Below are 20,742 nucleotides of genomic sequence, written 5' to 3' on the forward strand. Positions count from 1 at the left end.
AGCCCAATACATGGGCTGCTTTTGTCGTCATATGGAAATCCAACATGTACAAGTTAAACAACATTTTAGTGACGCGAGAACAAAGGGATATCCTTAACATTGGCTCCCTTAAGATCCCAACAGATAAGATGACCGTTATCTTAGGCCATAACGGCTCTGGTAAGTCCACCTTGGTTAATCTACTGGCTGGGCAAACCAAACCGGATTCAGGATCAGTTGAACTAAATGGGTATCCCATCCATGCTTTAAATAACCGCAACTTGGCTAAACAAGTCGCTTATCTACCACAACATTTACCCCAGGCTGAGGGCCTATCCGTTCGTGAGCTCGTTAAGCTCGGACGCTTTCCATGGCTAGGCACATTCGGTCGAATGAAGCCAAGCGATCATGAAGCCATCGATCTCGCGATGCAAGCCACTAAGGTAACTCAATACGCTAAGCATAGCGCAGAAAAACTCTCGGGTGGAGAAAGACAACGAGCATGGGTTGCGATGTTACTTGCTCAGCAATCACCGCTATTGATATTGGATGAGCCGACATCTGCTTTAGATGTGCACCACCAATATCATCTTATGGAGCTACTCTGCCAACTCAAACGGGAGCAAGGCAAAGGTGTAATCATAATTCTGCACGATCTCAACCTGACCTTGCGCTACGCTGAGCACATACTTGCCTTAAAACAAGGCAAAGTTGTATTTTCTGGAAGCAGCTCAGAGCTAATGGATTCTTCTCGATTAAGCGAGCTTTACAATACTGAGATTCAACTTCTCGATCACCCAACACAAGACAGCAAGGTTGCGGTAATATGTTAACTATCCGTTTTTTTTCATGGACTAAGGTTCTTTGCGCTACCTTAGCTATTCTGTTCTCTTTCTCAGCTCTAGCCTCCTACCAAGTTGTGGATAGTGAAGGAACAAAAACACTGAATAAAATCCCAAAGCGTGTTGCTGTATTAAATTGGGGAGTGGCTGAGCAAGTGATCGAGCTCGGCATCACTCCGGTTGCGATGAGCGACGTAAAAGGCTACCAACAATGGGTCGTCAAGCCAGCAGTACCAGAAGGCGTGATAGATATTGGTACTCGTGCTGAACCGAACTTCGAACTGCTGGCCGAATTAAAACCCGATGTCATTTTTATTGCTTCCCCACAAAAAGATCTTCAAAAACGTTTAGAAAAAATCGCACCTGTCCTTTACTACCAAACCTTTAGCGAAGATCATAATAACGCTCAAGCTGCGATAACTAACTTTTTGCGGATCGGCCATGTGCTCGACAAGGAAAAGCTTGCACAAGAAAAATTGGTGCAAATGAAACAAAAGATACAGGAGCTCAAAGAGCAGCTCGATGCAGCTTATCCAAATGGGAAACCTAAAGTCACCGCTTTTCGCTTTGCCAGCACAACTTCGGTTTATCTATACGGTAACAACTCCATCCCTCAATACGCGTTAAAGGAGCTCGGCTTTCAGAATGCAATGATCCAACCGACCACTCAATGGGGAGTGACTCAAAAACGTCTTACTGATTTAAAAAATATTGGCAATGGTATCGCACTTTACTTCCTCCCTTTTCCCCAACAATCCCAGTTAAACCGTTCAGTAATATGGAACGCGATGCCATTTGTGAGAGATAAGAAAGTAGCCAGTGTTTCCTCAACATGGAGTTATGGTGGCGCAATTTCAATCCAATATAACGCTGAAGCTTTGGCTAGCAGTTTACTTAAATTAGCAGGTAATGGATGAGACGTTGGATCTTATTACTGACAGTGACATTCGCCGCTGCTATTTTGCAGATTGCTGTCACACAAAGTCAATTTGGCTCGAGTTATCAGCTCCTATTAGCTGTACTTAACCACCAGCTAGACTTTTCAAACTCTTTTGAATGGACCGCTTTCCTTCACGCTACGCTGCCCCGTTGGGTGATGGGTTTAGCAGTTGGCGGCTCATTAGGTTTAGTTGGTAGCCTATTCCAACAACTAACCCAAAATAGAATGATGTCACCACTAACGCTTGGTACCTCTTCTGGCGCTTGGTTAGGCCTTGTCATATTGAGTGTGATGGCTCCGCAATTAGTGGGGGTTTATCCAGCGCTGTTTGCCATGACTGGCGCTCTTGTTGCCATGGGTTTGGTAATTGCGATCGTGGATATTCGAAACTTAAGCGGCTTACCTATTGTTCTCGCTGGGATGGCAGTAAATTTACTGCTTGGCGCATTCGCCACTGCGATAATCTTGCTACACAACGAATACGCTCAGAACTTATTCATTTGGGGTGCGGGTGACCTGAGCCAAAACGGCTGGGATTGGGTCACGTGGCTTCTGCCTAAACTTGCCTTAATTATCCTTCTGCCTGTTTTCGCTCCACGTCTACTCACTTTAATGAGTATCGGCTCCTCAGGCGCACAAGCCCGCGGCCTAAATGTAGGTGGCGCTTTTCTTGGGTTAAGTCTGATTGGCGTTTGGTTAGTGTCTGTATCGATTACCTCTGTTGGCGTGATCAGTTTTGTTGGGCTTATCGCCCCTAATATTGCTCGCCACATTGGCTTCAGCAAATCTCGAAGTGAACTTATCGCAAGCTTTATTCTTGGCTCAACTTTACTTATGCTGACCGATACATTAGCTATATTCTTAAGCTTTTGGTCACTCGATATTATTCCTACTGGGACAGCAACCGCTGTAATTGGCGCACCAGCACTGATTATGCTCGCGCGCAAAAAAATGTCTGCTCAAGATAATATGTCACTAACCTTCCCAAAAGGACGAGACAAACTGCGACCAAAAATTACACTATTTTCGTTGCTCACAGCATTTGTCGTTGTCATTGCTATCAGCACTTTTGTTCAGCCGGAGATCAAAAGTTTCATTTGGCAAATACCGAACGCTTTCAGCTGGTCAATAAAATGGCCTAGAATGCTAACAGCTGTAAGCGCTGGAGCAGGTCTAGCCGTTGCGGGGGTAATCTTACAACGGCTGGTATACAATCCACTCGCAAGCCCAGATATTTTAGGGGTATCCGCCGGAGCAGTGCTCGCCCTCGTGCTAGCGAACTTAATTTTTGGCTCGTCTATTCACACATTAGGGCCATGGGTTGCTCTACTAGGCAGCTTAGTTGCTTTAGGTGTGTTGCTCGTCTTAGGCAGAAAACATAACTTTGCCCCATCGATTTTAATTCTCTATGGTATTGCGCTAACTGCGATGATAGAAGCTTTAGTACAGTTTTCTCTAACGCGTGTGGGACAAGAAAAGTTTGTCTTGCTGCAATGGTTAGCAGGTTCAACGTATCGAGTCACTCCAAATGCTGCTATTACTTTGTTTCTATTAGTAACCGGTTTGGTTATCGCAGCGTTATTACTCTCACGATGGATGACACTGATAGGTACAGGCAGACAATTTGCTTTTGGTCGAGGTTTGAATGTCTCTTGGGCTTACATTGTTTTGCTGCTTATTGTTGCTTTGCTGTGTGCTTTCATCACAACAACGATGGGACCAGTGGCGTTTGTTGGCTTAATCGCCCCTCATATCGCTGTGATATTAGGAGCGAGACAGGCAAAGGTACAATTGTGGGTCGCCGGGTTACTTGGTGGTTTATTGCTACTATCAGCCGATGTCATTGGGCAGCTTTGGGTTCATCCCGCCCAAATAGCAGCAGGCGTTTTAGTATCCGTTATCGGTGGGGTTTATTTTGTTTTCTTGCTAATACGAGAACGCCACTAGAGCGTGTACAAACTATATGGACAAATCATCAAACAATGGCAATGCCACTGTTTGATGCATTCGAAAAACTAGGTAACTTGAACTCGGGATTGGTAGTAAAACAGAGAACTTCTAACGTTAGAGTTCAATAAAATTTGATAAATTTCTAGCGCAGTTTTGGACAGAAACTATTTAGGTTATTTGCTCTATTTTGGCTGGTAGGTATTAGGAAAAGTAAGGTAATGCCATGTTCGACTTTTCAGCATCACCCTCCATAATATTTCCAATATTTACTTATATAAGATCGCTTGGGCTTATCCAACACTTCAGGATAGGTGTCGGCTGCGCGACACATATCCTTATCTGTTATATGATTATCGCAAATACTGACGGAGTCTTTTATTAAAGATACTTTTGAATTTGAGTAGATTTGTAATATGCCAAGATTTAATTTCAACAAGCTCATTTTCAGTTGTAATAGAACCATCACGATAAATTGCTATCCTTGTAGCTCTCTTACCGTCAATTGGCTCCCATGAAAGATCACTGCCAAATTCGTTTTCAATATCTTTTTTACTTTCTAGAAAATGATTTAAACAAGATACATTATCTTCTGCGCTACCATTATCAATGTATAACTCAGTACGAACTTTATTACCTTGGCAAAAATTAGCACCATAATTGATACCTGAAATTCCCGAAGCAAACGCATACCAATTTTGAGGTTGACCCGCTTTAGCCGATGTGAATTTATGTTCAATTCTCAAATCATCAATTAAGTCTTGAAAATATTCTCGATATTGCTCCGACTTGGTGCTAGTTTTTTGAGTTGTTTTATTACCAGACTTACTCTTTTGCCACTCATTTGGGAAAACAACAGGTTTTAAATTGAATGCTGGTTTTGAATTGTCAATTTGTATAACTTCGACAACTACAGCAAAAAATTGAGTTTGATTGTCAGTTCGATGGTTTAGCCAATCCAAAGCCTGACGGTGCTCCTCACGAATTGTTTCAGCCACCCAAATTACGAATGAAGCATCAAAACCCGCGGCATAAGTTAACAATTTACCTAAGTGATCATGATCAGTTTGTGAAAATTGATTTTCAATAATAACATTTTCTGCCGAACCAAGATCCTTAGCTAAAATATCTAGAGAAAAGCTTCCAACACTGGCCTCCTCTTGGACAAGCTCAAGTTCTAGTCCAACAGCATTGCCCAAGGCTTCAATATTTTCAGCTAGCCATGGCGTAAAATCCTGTGCTTCGTGCGCCCAAATATCCCTTAAAGGTACTTTCTTCAATTCGCCAAACATATGTAAATTTCCTTATTTCCCAAACTAGCATATAACAACTTACTCGAATTTGTTCTTTGAACATGCGCCCGTATTTATCTTTTCATAATATAAAAAGCATTATAAATCAGATACATTTTCACTTACAGAATATAGGGCAGCTACAGAATATAGGACAGCCATATCTTTCCTTTAAAAACTCAACGTACTGCAAGTAAATATCCTATCTCCCTCGCAGGAATTTACTTCAACGGTAGGGAATGACGAGGTTGGGCTTGTCATTTATTGTAAATAATCACGATCGTTAGGTGTGGCATTCACTCAGCCCAATATCCGTCATCTCGAAAGTCGAGAAACGAGGCTATCCGTGATCTACTCAACGCGTGATTGAGCCTAAAAGACACCAGTGAAACATGTTAAATTTTACGGAGAAACATAAACTCTACAACACGTGGACAGTAGATTCCCTATCGCCCTCGCGGGCATTCACTGTAGGGAATGACGATAATCAGCGCTGACAATAGCGTTAATTCTTATCTACTTTCTAAAGGGAAAATTATGGATGTCCTATATTTTCTTAATATTTTCTTACTTTAAGAACAGCATGGTCAATACGAAGTCTTTATAGATTGATGGGTCTACGGTGCCACGGAAGGTGTCACAGGCACTCCACACCGTTTTATTGATGTCGTCTTGGTTGATTGGGGCATTTGGCATTTGGCATTTAGTTATTCTCTAATAGCGTTAAATTGTTTTAATTAGTAGTTCAGCAATGCGCTTAAATGAGGCAAAGCAGCTATCAAAATCGTGTGGTTGTTGGTTAAAAACCATCGGTGTTACAAAAGCATCAAAGCGTTGGCGATAAAGTGGATTATTTTCTAGTTCTGATAAGCCATCTTGTAGCTCTTTAGAAGGATTATTTACAAATTCAGTATGTTGATTACCAAAGCGAGTGATATCTTCTTGCAATACTGCGTTAAAGAGTAGTGATAATGATTTGATATCAACTTGTTGTGCTTTGTCTATGCAGTAAACATCGTAGATATGACGAACTAATGTTTGATCATCTTTACGATTTTCATCACGTTTAGCTAACATGGTACGGCGAAGCATTGAAATAATCTTTTCAACCAAGGTGGCATGAACAGATATACAAGCAAATGCTTTAACTTCTTTCGTGTGTTGGTAAAGTTCAGCCACTAATGATTGTATGCTTCGCTGCTCTGTTTCTTGTAATGGAATGGTCTCCATTAATTCAAGTTTGATAATGGGGGCGTAAACAAGGTGCCTGACTAAACTGTTGTGGATATTTTAAGTCATATTCCACATAACGGTATTCGTCCCATGCTTGTTTGTTTTCAATCAAAAAGGTATTTGATTCCCTAATCGATTTTTCAAGTGTCTCAAGCAATGATTTACGAACGATTTTTTTCTTACTTCTGCTTAATGTATGAAAGTCGGCATTAGGGATCAGCTTGATATCAACATCTTCAGACATACGCATGATCTTCACATTGGATTTTGCCAATGCCGTTCCGCCAGAAAAAACCAGTTGATGAGAATCTATGATGAGTTTTTCAAGTTGTGCTAGTAGTGCCACAACCCAATAGTCTTTCTCAATTATGGCTGGGTTTCCGAGCGCTAAGGCATCGGAAACCTCAAGAAACTGCTGTTTCAGTTTATTCATGGTTAATTTGGAGAGTGTATGACACGGCTACCCACTACCAGTTTTCGATTAAACTGTTTTGAGTTCCATGAGTAATTGATGGATGAAGGGATTTGAGTGTTTTCACCCGATAAGCTTTGAAGAGACAGACTATCTATCTCAAAGTCTACGCCTTTCATCTTAAGGATTTCTCGCATAAGCGCGTCCGTCCCACCTGGATGAGTTGGCATTGGCTTACCCGTTAAACTATTCATTCGTGATTTGGTGTAAAGGCCATAGCCGATTTTCATTAATTCGCCTTGATTTACTAATTGTTTCAAAGCGCGACCGACTTGATCATAACAAGCCACACCTTCAAAGTTTTTACGTTCAAAAACATAACGTCTTGAACGTTTTATCTTTTGATAAATACGATCAGTTGTAGTCATTTGAACCTCCATACTCTGACTTGCAGTGAGTATAACTTACAGACTTATTTTAAGGAATAAATACGACATTAAATACATTAAGATTGTCGCCATCCATATGTTATTTATATACTTTTATATTTACCACCTAAAGGTGACATATGATTTAATTTTATGCCGACATGCTTTATGAGTCTATCTTTTCTGAAATATTAAGAGCATCGTCAATCTCTACTCCTAAATATCGAACAGTATTATCCAACTTCACATGGCCAAGTAACAGCTGTACAGCACGTATGTTTTTAGTTTTTGCGTAGATGAGAGTTGCCTTTGTTCTGCGCATTGAATGCGTTCCGTAAAGGTAGGGACATAACCAAGCTGAGTAGCCCATCGTCTAATGACTTTTAAATAGCAGCTATAACTCATAGCTTTATTTTGATTTCTGACACTAGGAAATACAAAGTCAGAAGGTGTTAAATTATCTTGTGCAATCCATGTTGCTAATGATTGTGCAGTCCGAGATGTAATTTCAAATTGTACTTCTCTATCTGTTTTACTTTGGCGATACAAAACCCGACTTTGAATAACACCGCCGGATGAAATATCTCTGATTTTCATCCGAAGTAAATCACAAGAGCGTAATTTGCTATCTATCGCAAAGTTTAATAATGCTAGTTCTTTTATGTTTTTTTCAATTTCTAAGCGCGTTCGTATGCGCCAAATATCTTCTAGCTTGAAAGGTTTTTTCTGTCTGATTAAATGCCCTAATTTTGTCCACATCATAAAGCACTTACATTTGAGGTAAACGCTATTTAATTTTAGGAAACATAAAATTTGTTTTGCATATTAATGCGGACTTGGGAAAGCAGCGTTAGAAGACAATAACACCGATTTTATTATGAATGAGTATTTACTCTAGCCAATAAATGGGCAATTATGAGTTAGCTGAATAGCTAACTCACATGTGATCACCAAGCGATTCTGTCGTACTTTAACTACCAAGCGGCTTTAAATACCCAAATTGATCAAACTTTTTTGTATCTGGACAATTTTTATTGTGGTCGATCAGACTATATTGTCAGCTGACAGCTAACCGAGAATATTGAAATAGTGGCGAGAGTCAGCGCGGTGATTAAAGGCCAGATAAAATAAACCTCCATGCTCGGCGGTTTTATTAGCGATAGAACAGCGGTTATTAATCAATGAAGGTTTCAAAAGGTAAATTGAAATACTCACTGAGGCCTTTTACTTGAGCTAAGTTAATATCTCTTTTGCCATTCAGAATATCGCTGATCACGCTTTGAGGCGCGATATGTTTTAAATCAGATTGTTTAAGCTCCTTAATATCCATCAAGCCCTTTAGCATTTCTACAGCAGGAACTTTAGGCATAATTAAATGGTTCGTTTCAAATTCTTCGATCCGGTCTGAAATTTAATGTACCACTAAAAAATAGACTCTTTAAACGCAAAAAGCCTCCACTGCTGGAGGCTTTGTATGATGCAAATACTGACTATTACTTACAGAATACGCGTGCTTGGCGTGGTGTATAAACACCAAATGTAACGACACTTAATAGACCATTAACAAATGTCTGTTGTACTTCAACTTTAGCAACCTTATCCGCACCGCCACATAATTTTGCTGCATCTACTGTTTTACGCTGACCAATACCTGACACAAAAAATGGTTGAGAACGATTCAATTCTGCTGTTTTTGTTGGTGACACAGGAGACATAATGAAAGTTTGACGTGCACAACCGCTCATTACGGTTGCTGCAATTACTGTTGCTAGAATGATCTTTTTCATTAAATAAACTCAAAAATGGAAACATAAAAGTGTTATTCATTTAAACACATAAACAATCACCAATACATCCCTTTAAGGCATAAATATGCCGCATTGTTTATTTTTACCTCTTAGCGTTCACATTTTGTTCATTTTTGGCGCTATCTTTATAAAATATATAGTTATTTATAATAAAATTACGCTAAATCATCTTTGGTTACACTGACACCTTTAATCTGAGCAAAAACTTGATCGCCCACTTTAAGTGCTAATTCATCGGCTGCCCATGCGGTAATATTAGCCCACAGATGTGTCTCACCAATCCGTAACTTTACTTCTACACGTTCATCCTCACCATAATGGATTTTATCAATCCGCGCAGTGAGTATATTACGAATACTGCTTGCTTGAGGATAATGGCGCGCAATTGACACATCGTTAGAAAATATTCGCACTCGCACCCATTCTCCTCGTTGATGAGGTAACTGGGTCACCCATAACGAAGCATCATGACTGAGCATGACTTGGGTTAACGCATACCGTGGATGATTGACATTCACCCGCGCACTCAACAACGAACTCTGCTCTTTTGCTGGTAGCCACGGACGCATTTCAGGTGAACTCCAAACAGAATTCACATGACCTGAAATCAGCACCTTGCCTTGATTAAGCATCACCATAGAATCAGCTAAGCGTAGAATTTCATCTAAACTATGGGTCACATAAATAATCGGTGTGTTCACTTCTTTTGCCAATTTCTCCAAATAAGGCATCAGTTCTTGCTTACGTGGCATGTCTAACGATGCTAAGGGTTCATCCATTAATAACATATCAGGCTTGGTCAGTAATGCTCGCCCTATTGCCACCCGTTGCTTTTCTCCACCCGATAACGATGCAGGATAACGCTGTAATAATGCTTCAATACCCAATAAATTAACTACGTCATCAAAATGTTGCTGATCAGAATGTTTGACGCCGTAATTTAAGTTACCTTTAACGGTATAATGCGGGAATAAACGCGCATCTTGAAATACATAGCCAATATTGCGTTTGTCTGCACTTAATGCGATGCCTTGTTGACTATTAAATAATACCCGTTCACCAAGGCGTATATAACCTTGATCGGGATGATTTAAGCCACTCAGTACATTCACTAACGAGGTTTTACCTGCGCCAGAACGACCAAAAATAGCCGTAATACCTTGCATGGGTACATCAAGATCAATCGCCAACGCTAAATCACCCAATTGCTGGGTAAAACACATTTTTAATCGTTTTTGCGCTATGTTAGTGCTCATTACGCTGCCCCCAATCGTTTTCTCGCCACACGGGTTAGCCATTCAGAAGCAAATAATGATAACAATGCAATCACAATAGCAACGACACACAACCTTGCCGCTTCACTTTCAGCACCAGGGGTTTCAATAAAGGAATACATCGCTAAAGGGATCGTTTGAGTTTGACCAGGAATATTAGACACAAAGGTAATCGTTGCGCCAAACTCACCTAATGCACGCGCAAAGGCTAAAATAGTCCCCGTAAGAATGCCAGGGATCATTAATGGCAAAGTAATGGTGATAAATACCCGCATCGATGAGGCACCTAAAGTCCGCGCTGCTTGTTCAAGCTTCTTATCGACACCTTCTAAGGCTAATCGAATCGAGCGTACCATCAACGGAAACGACACCACCGCTACCGCCAATGCCGCACCGCGCCAACTAAAACTAAAGCTAAAACCAAACCATTCATAAAGCCACTTCCCAATCGTCCCTTGACGTCCCATGGTGATCAGCAATAAATAACCAATAACCACCGGTGGTAACACTAACGGCAAATGAATCAAGCCATCTAATAGTGACTTTCCCCAAAACTGACGTCGAGCCAATAACCATGCGCAGCCAATCCCTAACGGTAAACTGAAGATCACCGCCACACTGGCAATTTTCAAACTTAAAAATAACGCTTCTAATTCATATTCAGTTAGCACTAACAACAGCCCTGTAAAACTTTTCGTGTGATAGCAATAGCATAGGTAATCATTGGCTTTCAGTCAGCAATGATTCGATTTCTACGTTTTATTCGCCGAATTTTTAAACATTATAAAGATAAAACACAAAAGGTACTCAGCTTTCACTCAGTACCTTATTCTTTATCGACTCTTTACGGTTATCGTTAACTACTGTTTTGTTACCTGATCAAAACCATAAGATTTGAAAATTGCAGCAGCTTGAGGTTGTTGTAAATACTGATAAAAACCTTTTGCAGCAGGTGTAGCATTACCTTTCACCAATGCCATTGGGTATACAATAGGTTTATGTGAATCTGCTGGGAATTGATAGACAGTTTTTACTTTTTTAGAAATTTCAGCATCTGTTTTATAGACTATACCCAGTTGGGCTTCACCACGCTCAACTAACACCAACGCTGAACGGACGTTATTAGCACTTGCCAATAAGGGTTGAGCTTGCTTCCATAATCCTAAAAACCCTAACGCTTGTTTGGCGTAAATACCAGCAGGCACATAATTAGGATCACCGACAGCTAAACGAGTGCCATCTAACGCTTTGGCTAAATTCCAACTAGCACTAACGTTGACTTTATTTTGTGGGTACGCCAACGGTGCAACCATCACTAAACTGTTTTTAACAATATTTTTACGACTATTATCTACTATTGCGCCTTGCTGCTCAGCATAATTCATCCATTTTTCATTAGCCGATAAATAGATATTGGCAGGTGCACCTTGGCTCACTTGACGCGCTAATGTCGATGATGAAGCAAAAGACAATGTCGTTTCTACCCCAGTTTGCTGCTGATATTTCGCGGCAATATCATTTAAGGCATTGGTTAATGATGAAGCGGCAAAGACGGTAATTTTATCAGCCGCGAAAGCAGGTTGCGCAAAAATAGATAACACCGCAGCAGTAAGAACAACAGATTTAAGTGACATAACAGACTCCATAATATTTCGATATATAGTAATGTATACACCGATATTTACCAAGCATAACTTTTATACTGATAAGTAATAATAACCAATAAAACATTCGCCAATACACCAAAATTCTTAATCGTTTTATTCAACAAGGCGATTAAGACAGAAAATGACGCATTTAAAATACGTCAAAGTCAAAAAAGCAAACGATTACTATTTTTAGAAATGAGCATTTTTATGCCTTTTATTTATTAACATACCACCCTCAACAAGATCTTGATCACAAATAAAAGTAATGTATTAAATAGTTATTTTCATTCACTTATTGCGCTGTATTATCGGCAAAAATCCATCGTCACGGTAATACTTCATGTTTAAAAAAACGTTACTTGCTGTTTCTCTAGCTGCTGCTTCGCTTATTAGTACATCAGCTTATGCCATCGAAAATGTCGATTTATTGATAAAAAATGCAACTGTTCTAACCATGGATCAGGACAAAACAGTATTTGATAACGGCTTAGTTGCAGTGAAAGGTAATAAGATTTATGCCGTTACTGATGGTTCAGATTTAAACGAATATCAAGCAACCAAAACCATTGATGCTGATGGTGATATCGTCATGCCAGGTTTGATTAACTCACATACTCACGCTTCAATGACGGTTTTCCGCTCAATGGCAGATGATGTGCCAGATCGTCTACACCGCTATATTTTCCCATTAGAAAAGAAATTAGTGTCGCGTGATATGGTACGTATCGGTGCGCAACTTGGTAACGTAGAAATGCTAAAAGGTGGTGTTACCACTTACGCTGACATGTACTACTTTGAGGATGAAGTTGCAAAAACTGTTGATCAAATAGGTATGCGTGCCATCCTAGGTGAAACCATCATTCAATTCCCTGTTGCTAGTGCAAAAACACCTGAAGATGGTATTAAATATACGCTGAACTTTATTGAGCAATACAAAGATCATCCACGTATTACGCCAGCATTCGCACCACATGGTCCATACACTAACTCAACAGAAACACTGCAAACCATTGCTAAACTGTCACTAAAACATAATGTCCCCGTGATGATGCACCTTGCTGAATCTGATCGTGAGCGTGAAGTGATTGCAGAGCGTTCAGGCGGTCTATCTCCGGTTAAATACATGGAATCTATCGGCGCATTAAATGCCAACTTCTTAGCCGCACACGTGATTGATGCCAACGATGAAGATATTGCGATTTTGAAAAAGCATGATGTTGGTATTGCCCATAATATGAGTGCTAACATCAAATCAGCAAAAGGCGTTGCGCCAGCATTAAAAATGTTTAATGACGGCTTACGCATTGGTTTAGGCACTGATGGTCCAATGTCAGGTAATACATTAAGCACCATTGATGAGTTTAACCAAGTTGCTAAAGTGCACAAACTGGTGAATAAAAATCGCGCGGCAATGCCTCCAATCAATGTAATTGAAATGGCAACCATTGGTGCTGCACGTGCTTTACACATGGAAGATAAAATTGGCTCTTTAGAAGTCGGTAAATTGGCTGATATCATTGTTATTGATACTAAAGCACCTAATATGATCCCTGTTTATAATCCATATTCTGCGTTAGTGTATTCCGCTTATGCGACCAATGTTAAACACTCAGTGGTTGATGGTAAGTTGCTAATGGAAGATCGTAACATCCTAACGATTAATGAAAAAACAGTCCGTGATGAAGCATTAAAGTTTGCTGATGTTGTTCGTAAAACCGTGATTGATAGCGGCGAAATCGTTCAATAATGACAAGATAAACCCCAAAAATAAAAAGAGTGTGAAAGCACTCTTTTTTTATCTTCATATCACATAGCATAATTTTTTGTTCTTTGTTCTTTGTTCTTTGTTCTTTGTTCTTCAATAGCATAAAACCTAAATAGAATACAATCTCAATAATACTAGGGCGCAATTCTAGCGATACCTCTAATCGTCGGTTGCACAACCGCTATCATTTTCTGCATCTTTTCATATTGAATATCTTCAATCACAAAACCAGCATCAATAATAGATTGTTCGGTGGTTCGATTTAAATGGCAATTATCCGCTACGTGACGCCACATAAAATTAAGTCGCTGTTGCCAATGATAACAACTAGAACCAGGCTCGGCTGCAACATGCTCAAGGAAAATAAACCGCCCAGTAGGTTTTAATACCCGCTTAATTTCTTGTAATGACGCAGCAACATCTTTAACGGAACAACACACTAATGATACAAACACATAATCAAAAAAGTTATCATCCGTTTCAATATGCTCTGTTGAACAAGATAACACTGTCGCTTTAATATTCGGTTGCGAATGTAATTTTTGCTCTAACTGCATCCGCATATGTTGGTCAGGCTCTGCTAAATAAAGCGCTAATGATGATTTTTTAGGATACAGACCTAAACTCGCTCCAGTACCCGCCCCTATCTCCAACACATTACCGTCAACGTTTTCAAGCAATGTTCTACGCCACTCAATCAAACAAGCTTCTTCTGTATATTTCATTACTTTGTCATAAAATAAAGCGCTAAAAAAAGACATAAAACAATCCACAACGTTAAAGGGTCACAATAACACTTTCAAAGCGACAAACAGAGCCTTTCGAAAATCTTTATAGTTAACAATAAACAAACAACAACAACGTAAAAACTTGCTAATCATTGACGGCACAGATAACATTAACAATAGTCACCTATAGGCACATATAATTCAATGAATATTAAGCAAAGAATAACCAGCGCCTACCGCTATATTGAACCAAATTTATTTATTATCGGGCTGCTTGGTAGCATCGGTTTTCCTGCTTATTATTTCATCTGGACTTATCTTTTCCCTCAGCCTTATGAGAATTTACTCTTACGCTTAGTGTGTACACTACTATTTTTACCCTTTGTAATAAAATCATTGATGCCAAAATGGTTTTATCGCTATAAAGAAAAGCATTTTGTATTTAGTATTTGTTTTAGCTTACCTTTTTTCTTTTGTTATATGATGATACGTAATGAATGGTCGGTGGTATGGATAATGTCATTCATGGCTGCCATTTTTTTATCTATTATGATTATCTATGACTGGCTACTTATTCTTATTTTTACCACAATAGCTGCATGTACTGCTGCTTTAATCGGCTATATGACAATGGGCCATATTGGGGCTGGTTTTCACGCTTCATATCTTATTGTATTCAGCTTTTCTTATTTCACCGGTATTTGTTTTAATTATCGAAACCGAATAGAAATTGAAAGTAAACAATTATTTTCTCAATCATTTAGTAATGGTATCGCCCATGAGATGCGTAACCCCCTTGGTGCTTTATACGCATCTCAAGAAGTATTATTAGAATTACTGCCTGACACTTTAACGACTGATCCGCAACATAATCGTTTAATTTCAAATGCTGAGGTTAGTAAATTACGAGATATCATTAAAGATAACATTTCAGTAATCAACAATGGGAACAACACCATAGATTTATTATTAAATTCTATTGATAATCAAAAAATATCATCACATTCATTCCATTATACTTCTATCAATGATGTCATTAATAATGCACTTAATGTATACGGCTATAAAAATAAAAATGACCGTAATCTAGTATTTTTTCAAATAAATAAAGACAGTATGTTTTTTGGCAATAGTATTTTATTACGCTATGTTTTCTTTAATTTATTGAAAAACTCTTTTTATTATAAAGAAAAAACTGATTTCAAGATCATTATTTCAGTTTATAGTAAACATAATGAAACAATTATTAGTGTTAAAGATTATGGTAAAGGCATACCATCAACAGCAATTAAAAACATATTTACTGAATATTATACTTCAGGGAAGAAGAATAATTCGGGATTAGGATTATCTTTCTGTAAAAAAGTGATTGATGCTTTTACTGGGTCAATTGAATGTTATTCGACAGAAAATATATCGACCACATTCATTATTCGATTACCTATTATCACTTCACCGACAATAGATAAAATTAAATATGATTCAATGAGTACGAAGAAAATATTATTCATCGGTAATCAACCGCAAATTTTAACCGACCTGAATCATCTTGCGTATTTTTATAATTTCACGCTTTGTTATGAACAAATATCTTCAAATAATATTATTAGTATTGATGAAAAGAATTATGATTGTATCATAATTGATATAAATTTAATCAACAATAGTTTACTAAAAAAATTACAAGATCAAATAGATACAACCTCTATTAATATTATACTAATCTCACATAAGGATTATGATACAAAGATAATACCAACAGAAACATACAAGCCTTACTTTTTTGAATATGATCATATTGATACATTACAAAAAAAATTAACCACTCAATGTTTTACAAGAACAAAACAAAACAATACTTTATCATCACCAATAAATGTGAATAAAACAAAAATAATGATTGTTGATGATAATGTTTCATTACGTCTCTATTGTGGTATTTTATTAAAAAATGCTGGTTATGATGTTATTGAAGCAGATAATGGACTAACAGCCCTCAATTATTTACAAGAAATTACCGTTGATCTCATTTTGATGGACTCGCAAATGCCAATCATGTCGGGTATTGAGGCAACCAAAGAAATTAGAACTAATATTCAATATAACTTACACCAATGTATACCCATCATTTGTTATTCAGGCTTACTTGATGAACAGCATAAAGAACACTTAATAACTGTCGGTATTTCTGATTTTTTAGTAAAACCCTCATCAAAGGCAGCATTGTTAAGTATCGTAAACAAATGGCTTAAGTCATAAATTAACCGTTAAAAGTAGGCACCCTAACGGGTACCTACTTTCAAGTGTCGATTTTATTGTGCTATTTTACGACGACTATAAACAACTAATGACAACATCATAATCCAAAATAAAGACAAGCTACCACCTGAACTATCGCCGCCATGATCATTATTTTTTGGCCATTGCGTATTATAATCTAACAAATTAACACTCGCAGGCATTACTTCATCAGATGTAACAGCCACTAAATAAGTACCTTGTTTAGCATCCGCATTATCAAATAATGGATACACTTGATCAAAAGGCAACGTAACAACGGCAGTACGACTCCCTGCGCTAAACTGAATCTCTTTGGGTGCTAAAGCAGCCTGTTTATGGCCTTGTACTTTCGTTGCAACATAAACCGTTGCTTGCTGTGCGTTATCAATATCTTTACTTCTTGTAAAAGTGACTTCAAATTGTTGAGCATTGATATCTTCACGCGGTGATGCAACTAATGTTTGAACACCAGTTAGCTCCATTATTGCTGCTTTCTTTATTGCTGTATGGTTAAGTAACGCAACAATATCAGCACTACCTTGATCACAACCCAGCTGACCGTTGATAAATGGTAAACCATTCGCTGAATTATAACTGGTAAATCCAGACATTAAGCTCGCTGTACCTTTTACATTACAGAGCTTAGTGCCATAACCGTTTTGATAAAGTTCTTCTGTACTATCGGCGGTATTCGCTTGAGTATGTTTAGCACCAAAAGTATGCCCAACTTCATGAGCATAAACAAATTGATAGCGTTTATTAGTAACACTATCTTCACTTAACACCAATGGCACATTATTCATACTTTTGAGCTGATAGTCACCTACAGGCGAGCGGGCATGGCCTTTGGTTGTCGTTGACATCTTTGATGCAAAAGTCGTTAAAGTATTATTAATAAGCGGTGAACCCGTATCGAACATCAGATCAACATTATCAGAAACCTCTTCAATACTGGCATAAGGATAATCAAAATAACTAACCATCGCCGGTAAAAGAGTAATATCAACGTTATAATGAGCCCAAACTTTATTGGCTTGTTCAATATTTTGATAATGGCCAACAACCCACTGTGAAGCGACTTCTGTATGAGCAATCTCTGTTGGTAAAATTAATGGTGATTCAAAATTAGCAGCATTTACTGTTCCGGTAAACATTGCCAATAATAGCCATACTTTTTTATTTTGCATGAGTCTCCTTTAATACATCACTGTTGTGATTATTTAATTCAATATTTATTACGTATGATAAAATAAATACTACAGATGATTAAAACAATATCAAGATTTAATTAAAATAATACTTTCACTCTTCATTTTAATGTTATTTACCGTTTAAAAAACATAAAAACCTGATATCTAATAACAATTAAAATTGTATTATAAAAAACAAATAAGCCCACTAAATATTATTAGCAGGCTTAATACTATTAAATAAATTAATACAATCTATTTAACCGTTAAAAAATATTAACTATTATTATGAAACCACTTCAACTCTCATACTCATCAAAGAACATGCTTGTAATATAATATCGATTTCTTCATCCGTTAATCCACTATTAACAGAAAAACGAATTAGATTTTTATTTTTTGGCGTTGCTGGTGAACAAAAAACAGAACCAAAAACATTCATGCTTTCTAAATGATCTCGCATCATTTCTGTATTTTCTTCATTACCTGTTTCAAGAGCAATAATTTGTGACTGGCTTTGAATCTTGAACCCAAGTTGAAGTAATCCATATCGTAATTTATTAGATTTTTCAATCAACAATGAACGCCGATCATCACTGTTTTTTATCACCTCTAATGTTGCTTGTAACACTGCAATTTCATGGGGTAATAAAGCAGAACTAAAAATCGCAGGACGAGCGACGAAGGGTAATGCTTGGCCTACTTTGTGACTGCATAATATTGCCCCTGCCCGATAAGCAAATGCTTTAGCCAAGCTAACGGTTATAAAATCAACATCATCAGTTAAACCTAATTGAGCAACTAATCCTGCTCCTTGTGGCCCATGTGTCCCTAGTGAGTGCGACTCATCAACTAAAATAGCACAACCATAAGACTTCGCTAATGCAACTATTTCAGTTAAAGGTGCAACGGTACCTAATGTACTGTAAACCGAGTCAACTAAAATTAATCCAGGTCCATTACGCTTAATTAACTTCTCTAAATGACGAATATTATTGTGTAAAAAGCTATGAATCTGCGCTTCTGCAACCCGAGCCCCTTCCCATAATGACATATGAGCAAAGAAATCAATGTAAACTGGCGTATTAACAGGCAAAATTGTTTGAATTAAGCCCACATTCGCCGCCCATCCAGATTGAGACAATATACAATGCTCAAAGCCAGTATAACTCGCCAACTGATGCTCAAATGAATGATCATCTTCTTTATGTAAAAATATAGCGGACATAACAATGTCTTTTTTATTATTACTGAGCGACTCTATATATACTTCTCGAATGTGATCATGATTAGAAATGGCAAGATAGTCATTACTCTGTAATAACACCCCATTTTCTGTTGGTTTTTTACCTAAAACTAAATGTTGTTGGTTTTTTCGAGGATAAATAAGTTCTTCAAGATGAAATTCAATTTTTTTTTATAAAGTCTGGTAGTGGCTTAGATAGGTTATGGTTTGTCATGGTATATTCCTTTTTAATTAAAATAATATTATTTACATATTTATAAATAACAAAGATATATTATTATCAAATAAAAAATACACAACCTATTATTTGCTCATCTTATAAAATCATCCTGATAAAACAATTATCATTATTTGTTATATATAACCTATTCTGAATTTTAATATTATGAGAGACTACCTAAAAAAATAACCACACTGAGAATATGATGAAATATAGTGCAGCAATTTTTGATATGGATGGATTACTGCTTGATACCGAACAAGTGTGTATGACTGCTTTTAAGCAAACATGCTGTGAGATGAACCTTCCTTTTAAGCAAGAGGTTTATCTTTCTATGATTGGACGAAACCAAGCTGGGATTAAACCTATCATTAAGCAAGGCTACGGTGATATGTTGGATTATAGCCTTTTTCACCCTCGCTGGATGCAGCACTACCACGCCGTTGTTGAACATCAAGCCATTCCCGTTAAACACGGTGTCATCGAATTATTAAACTGGCTACAAGCCCAAAAAATCCCCATGGTTGTCGCCACTTCCACTCACAAAGCACTCGCACAGAAAAAACTTCATCTCGCTGGATTATCAACATACTTCTCACATATAACCTGTGGCGATGAAGTAACTCAGGGTAAACCTCACCCTGAAATATATTTACTCGCGGCACAACGTCTGCATGTAGAGCCTAATCAATGTATTGCCTTTGAGGATTCAAATAACGGCGTCAAAGCGGCAGTCGCTGCCAATATGGCTACGTTACAAATTATCGACCTTGTAGAGCCTGATACTGAAACTCGCGCTTTAGGACATGATATTTTTAACACTATGGATGATGCATTAACGTTTTTACAAACACACCAATAAAACGTAACTACCACATTAAAAGTAATAAAAAAGCCCACAAGCTATTAACCTGTGGGCTTCTTTTTAAGTGAATATATTACTTCACTGCATTCGCTATTTGAGTCGTTAACTCACCAACAGCTGTTGATAATGCTTCCACTTGAGCGCTATAACCATTTTTGGCCAAAGGCACGCTAAACTCAAATGGATGCACTGCTTGCAAATCACCATTCGCACCAATGATCATCCACTCACCAGCAACCTTCGCAACACCGGTATATACACCATTAAATTGGTTTATACGGACTTGTAACCTCTCCGCACCTGTCGTTGACAATGTTGGTGTTAACTGTGTTGCCCATAATTGATGCTGCTTTTGACGCAAATCATGAGTGATACGACGCGTTAGCTGTCTTGCTAATGCTTCTCCCCATAAATTTTGTTGGGCTTCAACCATTTCAGTTGCCGACGTTTGATAAACCAAACCATTACCAGCTAAGTGCGCTGCCACTTCAACCGGGCGTACAATCAATAATGGCTGATTATTGGCGTGTGATACTGTTAGCGTCTTACCCGCTGGTAATAAGAATGTATTTACGCCTTCAGGTGCGCTGCTACAACCACTTACGGCTAAAGTCATAGCTGCGATGATGAACCATTTTTTCATT

The 20,742-nt window shown here is 38.1% G+C and carries 16 protein-coding genes and 4 pseudogenes; 6 read left to right on the forward strand and 14 right to left on the reverse strand.

Translation table 11 applies throughout. The annotated features are described in order from the left end of the window. Positions 1-44: 44 nt before the first annotated feature. Genes BTO21_RS14985 through fhuB form a run of 3 tightly spaced genes read left to right on the forward strand, consistent with a single transcriptional unit; the run spans position 45 to position 3,708 of the window. A complete protein-coding gene (locus BTO21_RS14985) occupies positions 45-812 on the forward strand; it encodes an ABC transporter ATP-binding protein (protein WP_045030313.1) in 768 nt (255 codons plus the stop codon). After that, a complete protein-coding gene (locus tag BTO21_RS14990) occupies positions 806-1,738 on the forward strand; it encodes an iron-siderophore ABC transporter substrate-binding protein (RefSeq protein WP_045030312.1) in 933 nt (310 codons plus the stop codon). Before BTO21_RS14985 ends, BTO21_RS14990 begins: the two co-directional genes overlap by 7 nt. Continuing rightward, the gene (gene fhuB / locus BTO21_RS14995; protein ID WP_105026891.1) at positions 1,735-3,708 is read left to right on the forward strand and encodes a Fe(3+)-hydroxamate ABC transporter permease FhuB; all 1,974 of its coding nucleotides are present in this window, start codon (positions 1,735-1,737) and stop codon (positions 3,706-3,708) included. The genes BTO21_RS14990 and fhuB overlap by 4 nt, the downstream gene beginning before the upstream one ends. Before the next feature lie 353 nt (positions 3,709-4,061). On the opposite strand, the gene BTO21_RS15000 is transcribed toward fhuB, so the two are convergent. The 10 genes and pseudogenes from BTO21_RS15000 to modA all read right to left on the reverse strand — a co-directional run bounded on the left by BTO21_RS15000 (position 4,062) and on the right by modA (position 11,789). Further along, a complete protein-coding gene (locus tag BTO21_RS15000) occupies positions 4,062-5,000 on the reverse strand; it encodes a DUF4268 domain-containing protein (RefSeq protein ID WP_045030311.1) in 939 nt (312 codons plus the stop codon). Between the two features lie 570 nt (positions 5,001-5,570). Next, positions 5,571-5,696 (reverse strand): annotated as a pseudogene (locus BTO21_RS15005) (type I restriction-modification system subunit M N-terminal domain-containing protein); the annotation flags it as partial. Positions 5,697-5,723: 27 nt separating this feature from the next. Continuing rightward, positions 5,724-6,666, reverse strand: a pseudogene (locus BTO21_RS15010) (nucleotidyl transferase AbiEii/AbiGii toxin family protein). A 2-nt stretch (positions 6,667-6,668) separates the two neighbouring features. Then, positions 6,669-7,073, reverse strand: a complete 405-nt coding sequence (locus BTO21_RS15015; protein ID WP_045029559.1) for a DUF6088 family protein — start codon at positions 7,071-7,073, stop codon at positions 6,669-6,671. 166 nt (positions 7,074-7,239) lie between these two features. Continuing rightward, a pseudogene (locus BTO21_RS15020) lies at positions 7,240-7,832 on the reverse strand (tyrosine-type recombinase/integrase). Between the two features lie 415 nt (positions 7,833-8,247). Continuing rightward, on the reverse strand, positions 8,248-8,442 hold the full coding sequence (locus BTO21_RS15025; protein WP_052672652.1) for a transcriptional regulator: 195 nt from the start codon (positions 8,440-8,442) through the stop codon (positions 8,248-8,250). 124 nt (positions 8,443-8,566) lie between these two features. Beyond that, positions 8,567-8,860 (reverse strand): Bor family protein, encoded by a 294-nt coding sequence (locus BTO21_RS15030; RefSeq protein WP_045029560.1) that lies wholly within the window; start codon positions 8,858-8,860, stop codon positions 8,567-8,569. 176 nt (positions 8,861-9,036) lie between these two features. Beyond that, positions 9,037-10,137: a molybdenum ABC transporter ATP-binding protein ModC gene (gene modC / locus BTO21_RS15035; protein WP_045029562.1), complete on the reverse strand. Its 1,101-nt coding sequence runs from the start codon at positions 10,135-10,137 to the stop codon at positions 9,037-9,039. Then, positions 10,137-10,826: a molybdate ABC transporter permease subunit gene (modB, locus tag BTO21_RS15040; RefSeq protein ID WP_045029563.1), complete on the reverse strand. Its 690-nt coding sequence runs from the start codon at positions 10,824-10,826 to the stop codon at positions 10,137-10,139. Before modB ends, modC begins: the two co-directional genes overlap by 1 nt. Positions 10,827-11,015: 189 nt before the next feature. Beyond that, complete coding sequence (gene modA, locus BTO21_RS15045) at positions 11,016-11,789, reverse strand: molybdate ABC transporter substrate-binding protein (protein WP_045029565.1); 774 nt, start codon at positions 11,787-11,789, stop codon at positions 11,016-11,018. Positions 11,790-12,144: 355 nt separating this feature from the next. Between modA and BTO21_RS15050 the strand changes: the two genes are divergently transcribed. Continuing rightward, positions 12,145-13,551, forward strand: a complete 1,407-nt coding sequence (locus BTO21_RS15050) for an amidohydrolase (RefSeq protein ID WP_105026892.1) — start codon at positions 12,145-12,147, stop codon at positions 13,549-13,551. Positions 13,552-13,703: 152 nt separating this feature from the next. On the opposite strand, the gene BTO21_RS15055 is transcribed toward BTO21_RS15050, so the two are convergent. Beyond that, a complete protein-coding gene (locus BTO21_RS15055; protein WP_045029567.1) occupies positions 13,704-14,330 on the reverse strand; it encodes a class I SAM-dependent methyltransferase in 627 nt (208 codons plus the stop codon). Between the two features lie 171 nt (positions 14,331-14,501). Between BTO21_RS15055 and BTO21_RS15060 the strand changes: the two genes are divergently transcribed. Further along, positions 14,502-16,556 (forward strand): hybrid sensor histidine kinase/response regulator, encoded by a 2,055-nt coding sequence (locus BTO21_RS15060; protein ID WP_105026893.1) that lies wholly within the window; start codon positions 14,502-14,504, stop codon positions 16,554-16,556. Positions 16,557-16,609: 53 nt separating this feature from the next. On the opposite strand, the gene BTO21_RS15065 is transcribed toward BTO21_RS15060, so the two are convergent. After that, positions 16,610-17,764, reverse strand: a complete 1,155-nt coding sequence (locus tag BTO21_RS15065) for a M12 family metallo-peptidase (RefSeq protein WP_045029570.1) — start codon at positions 17,762-17,764, stop codon at positions 16,610-16,612. Between the two features lie 289 nt (positions 17,765-18,053). Continuing rightward, positions 18,054-19,227 (reverse strand): annotated as a pseudogene (cqsA, locus tag BTO21_RS15070) (alpha-hydroxyketone-type quorum-sensing autoinducer synthase). Positions 19,228-19,438: 211 nt separating this feature from the next. Here cqsA and BTO21_RS15075 point away from each other — a divergent pair. Then, a complete protein-coding gene (locus BTO21_RS15075; protein WP_045029574.1) occupies positions 19,439-20,095 on the forward strand; it encodes an HAD family hydrolase in 657 nt (218 codons plus the stop codon). Between the two features lie 76 nt (positions 20,096-20,171). Here the strand turns inward: BTO21_RS15075 and BTO21_RS15080 are convergent, their stop codons facing one another. Beyond that, positions 20,172-20,741, reverse strand: coding sequence for a PqiC family protein (locus BTO21_RS15080; protein ID WP_045029576.1), 570 nt, complete (start codon positions 20,739-20,741; stop codon positions 20,172-20,174). Between the last annotated feature and the right edge of the window lies 1 nt (position 20,742).

This window comes from Photobacterium phosphoreum (genome assembly GCF_002954725.1).
GTDB classification, from domain to species: domain Bacteria; phylum Pseudomonadota; class Gammaproteobacteria; order Enterobacterales; family Vibrionaceae; genus Photobacterium; species Photobacterium phosphoreum.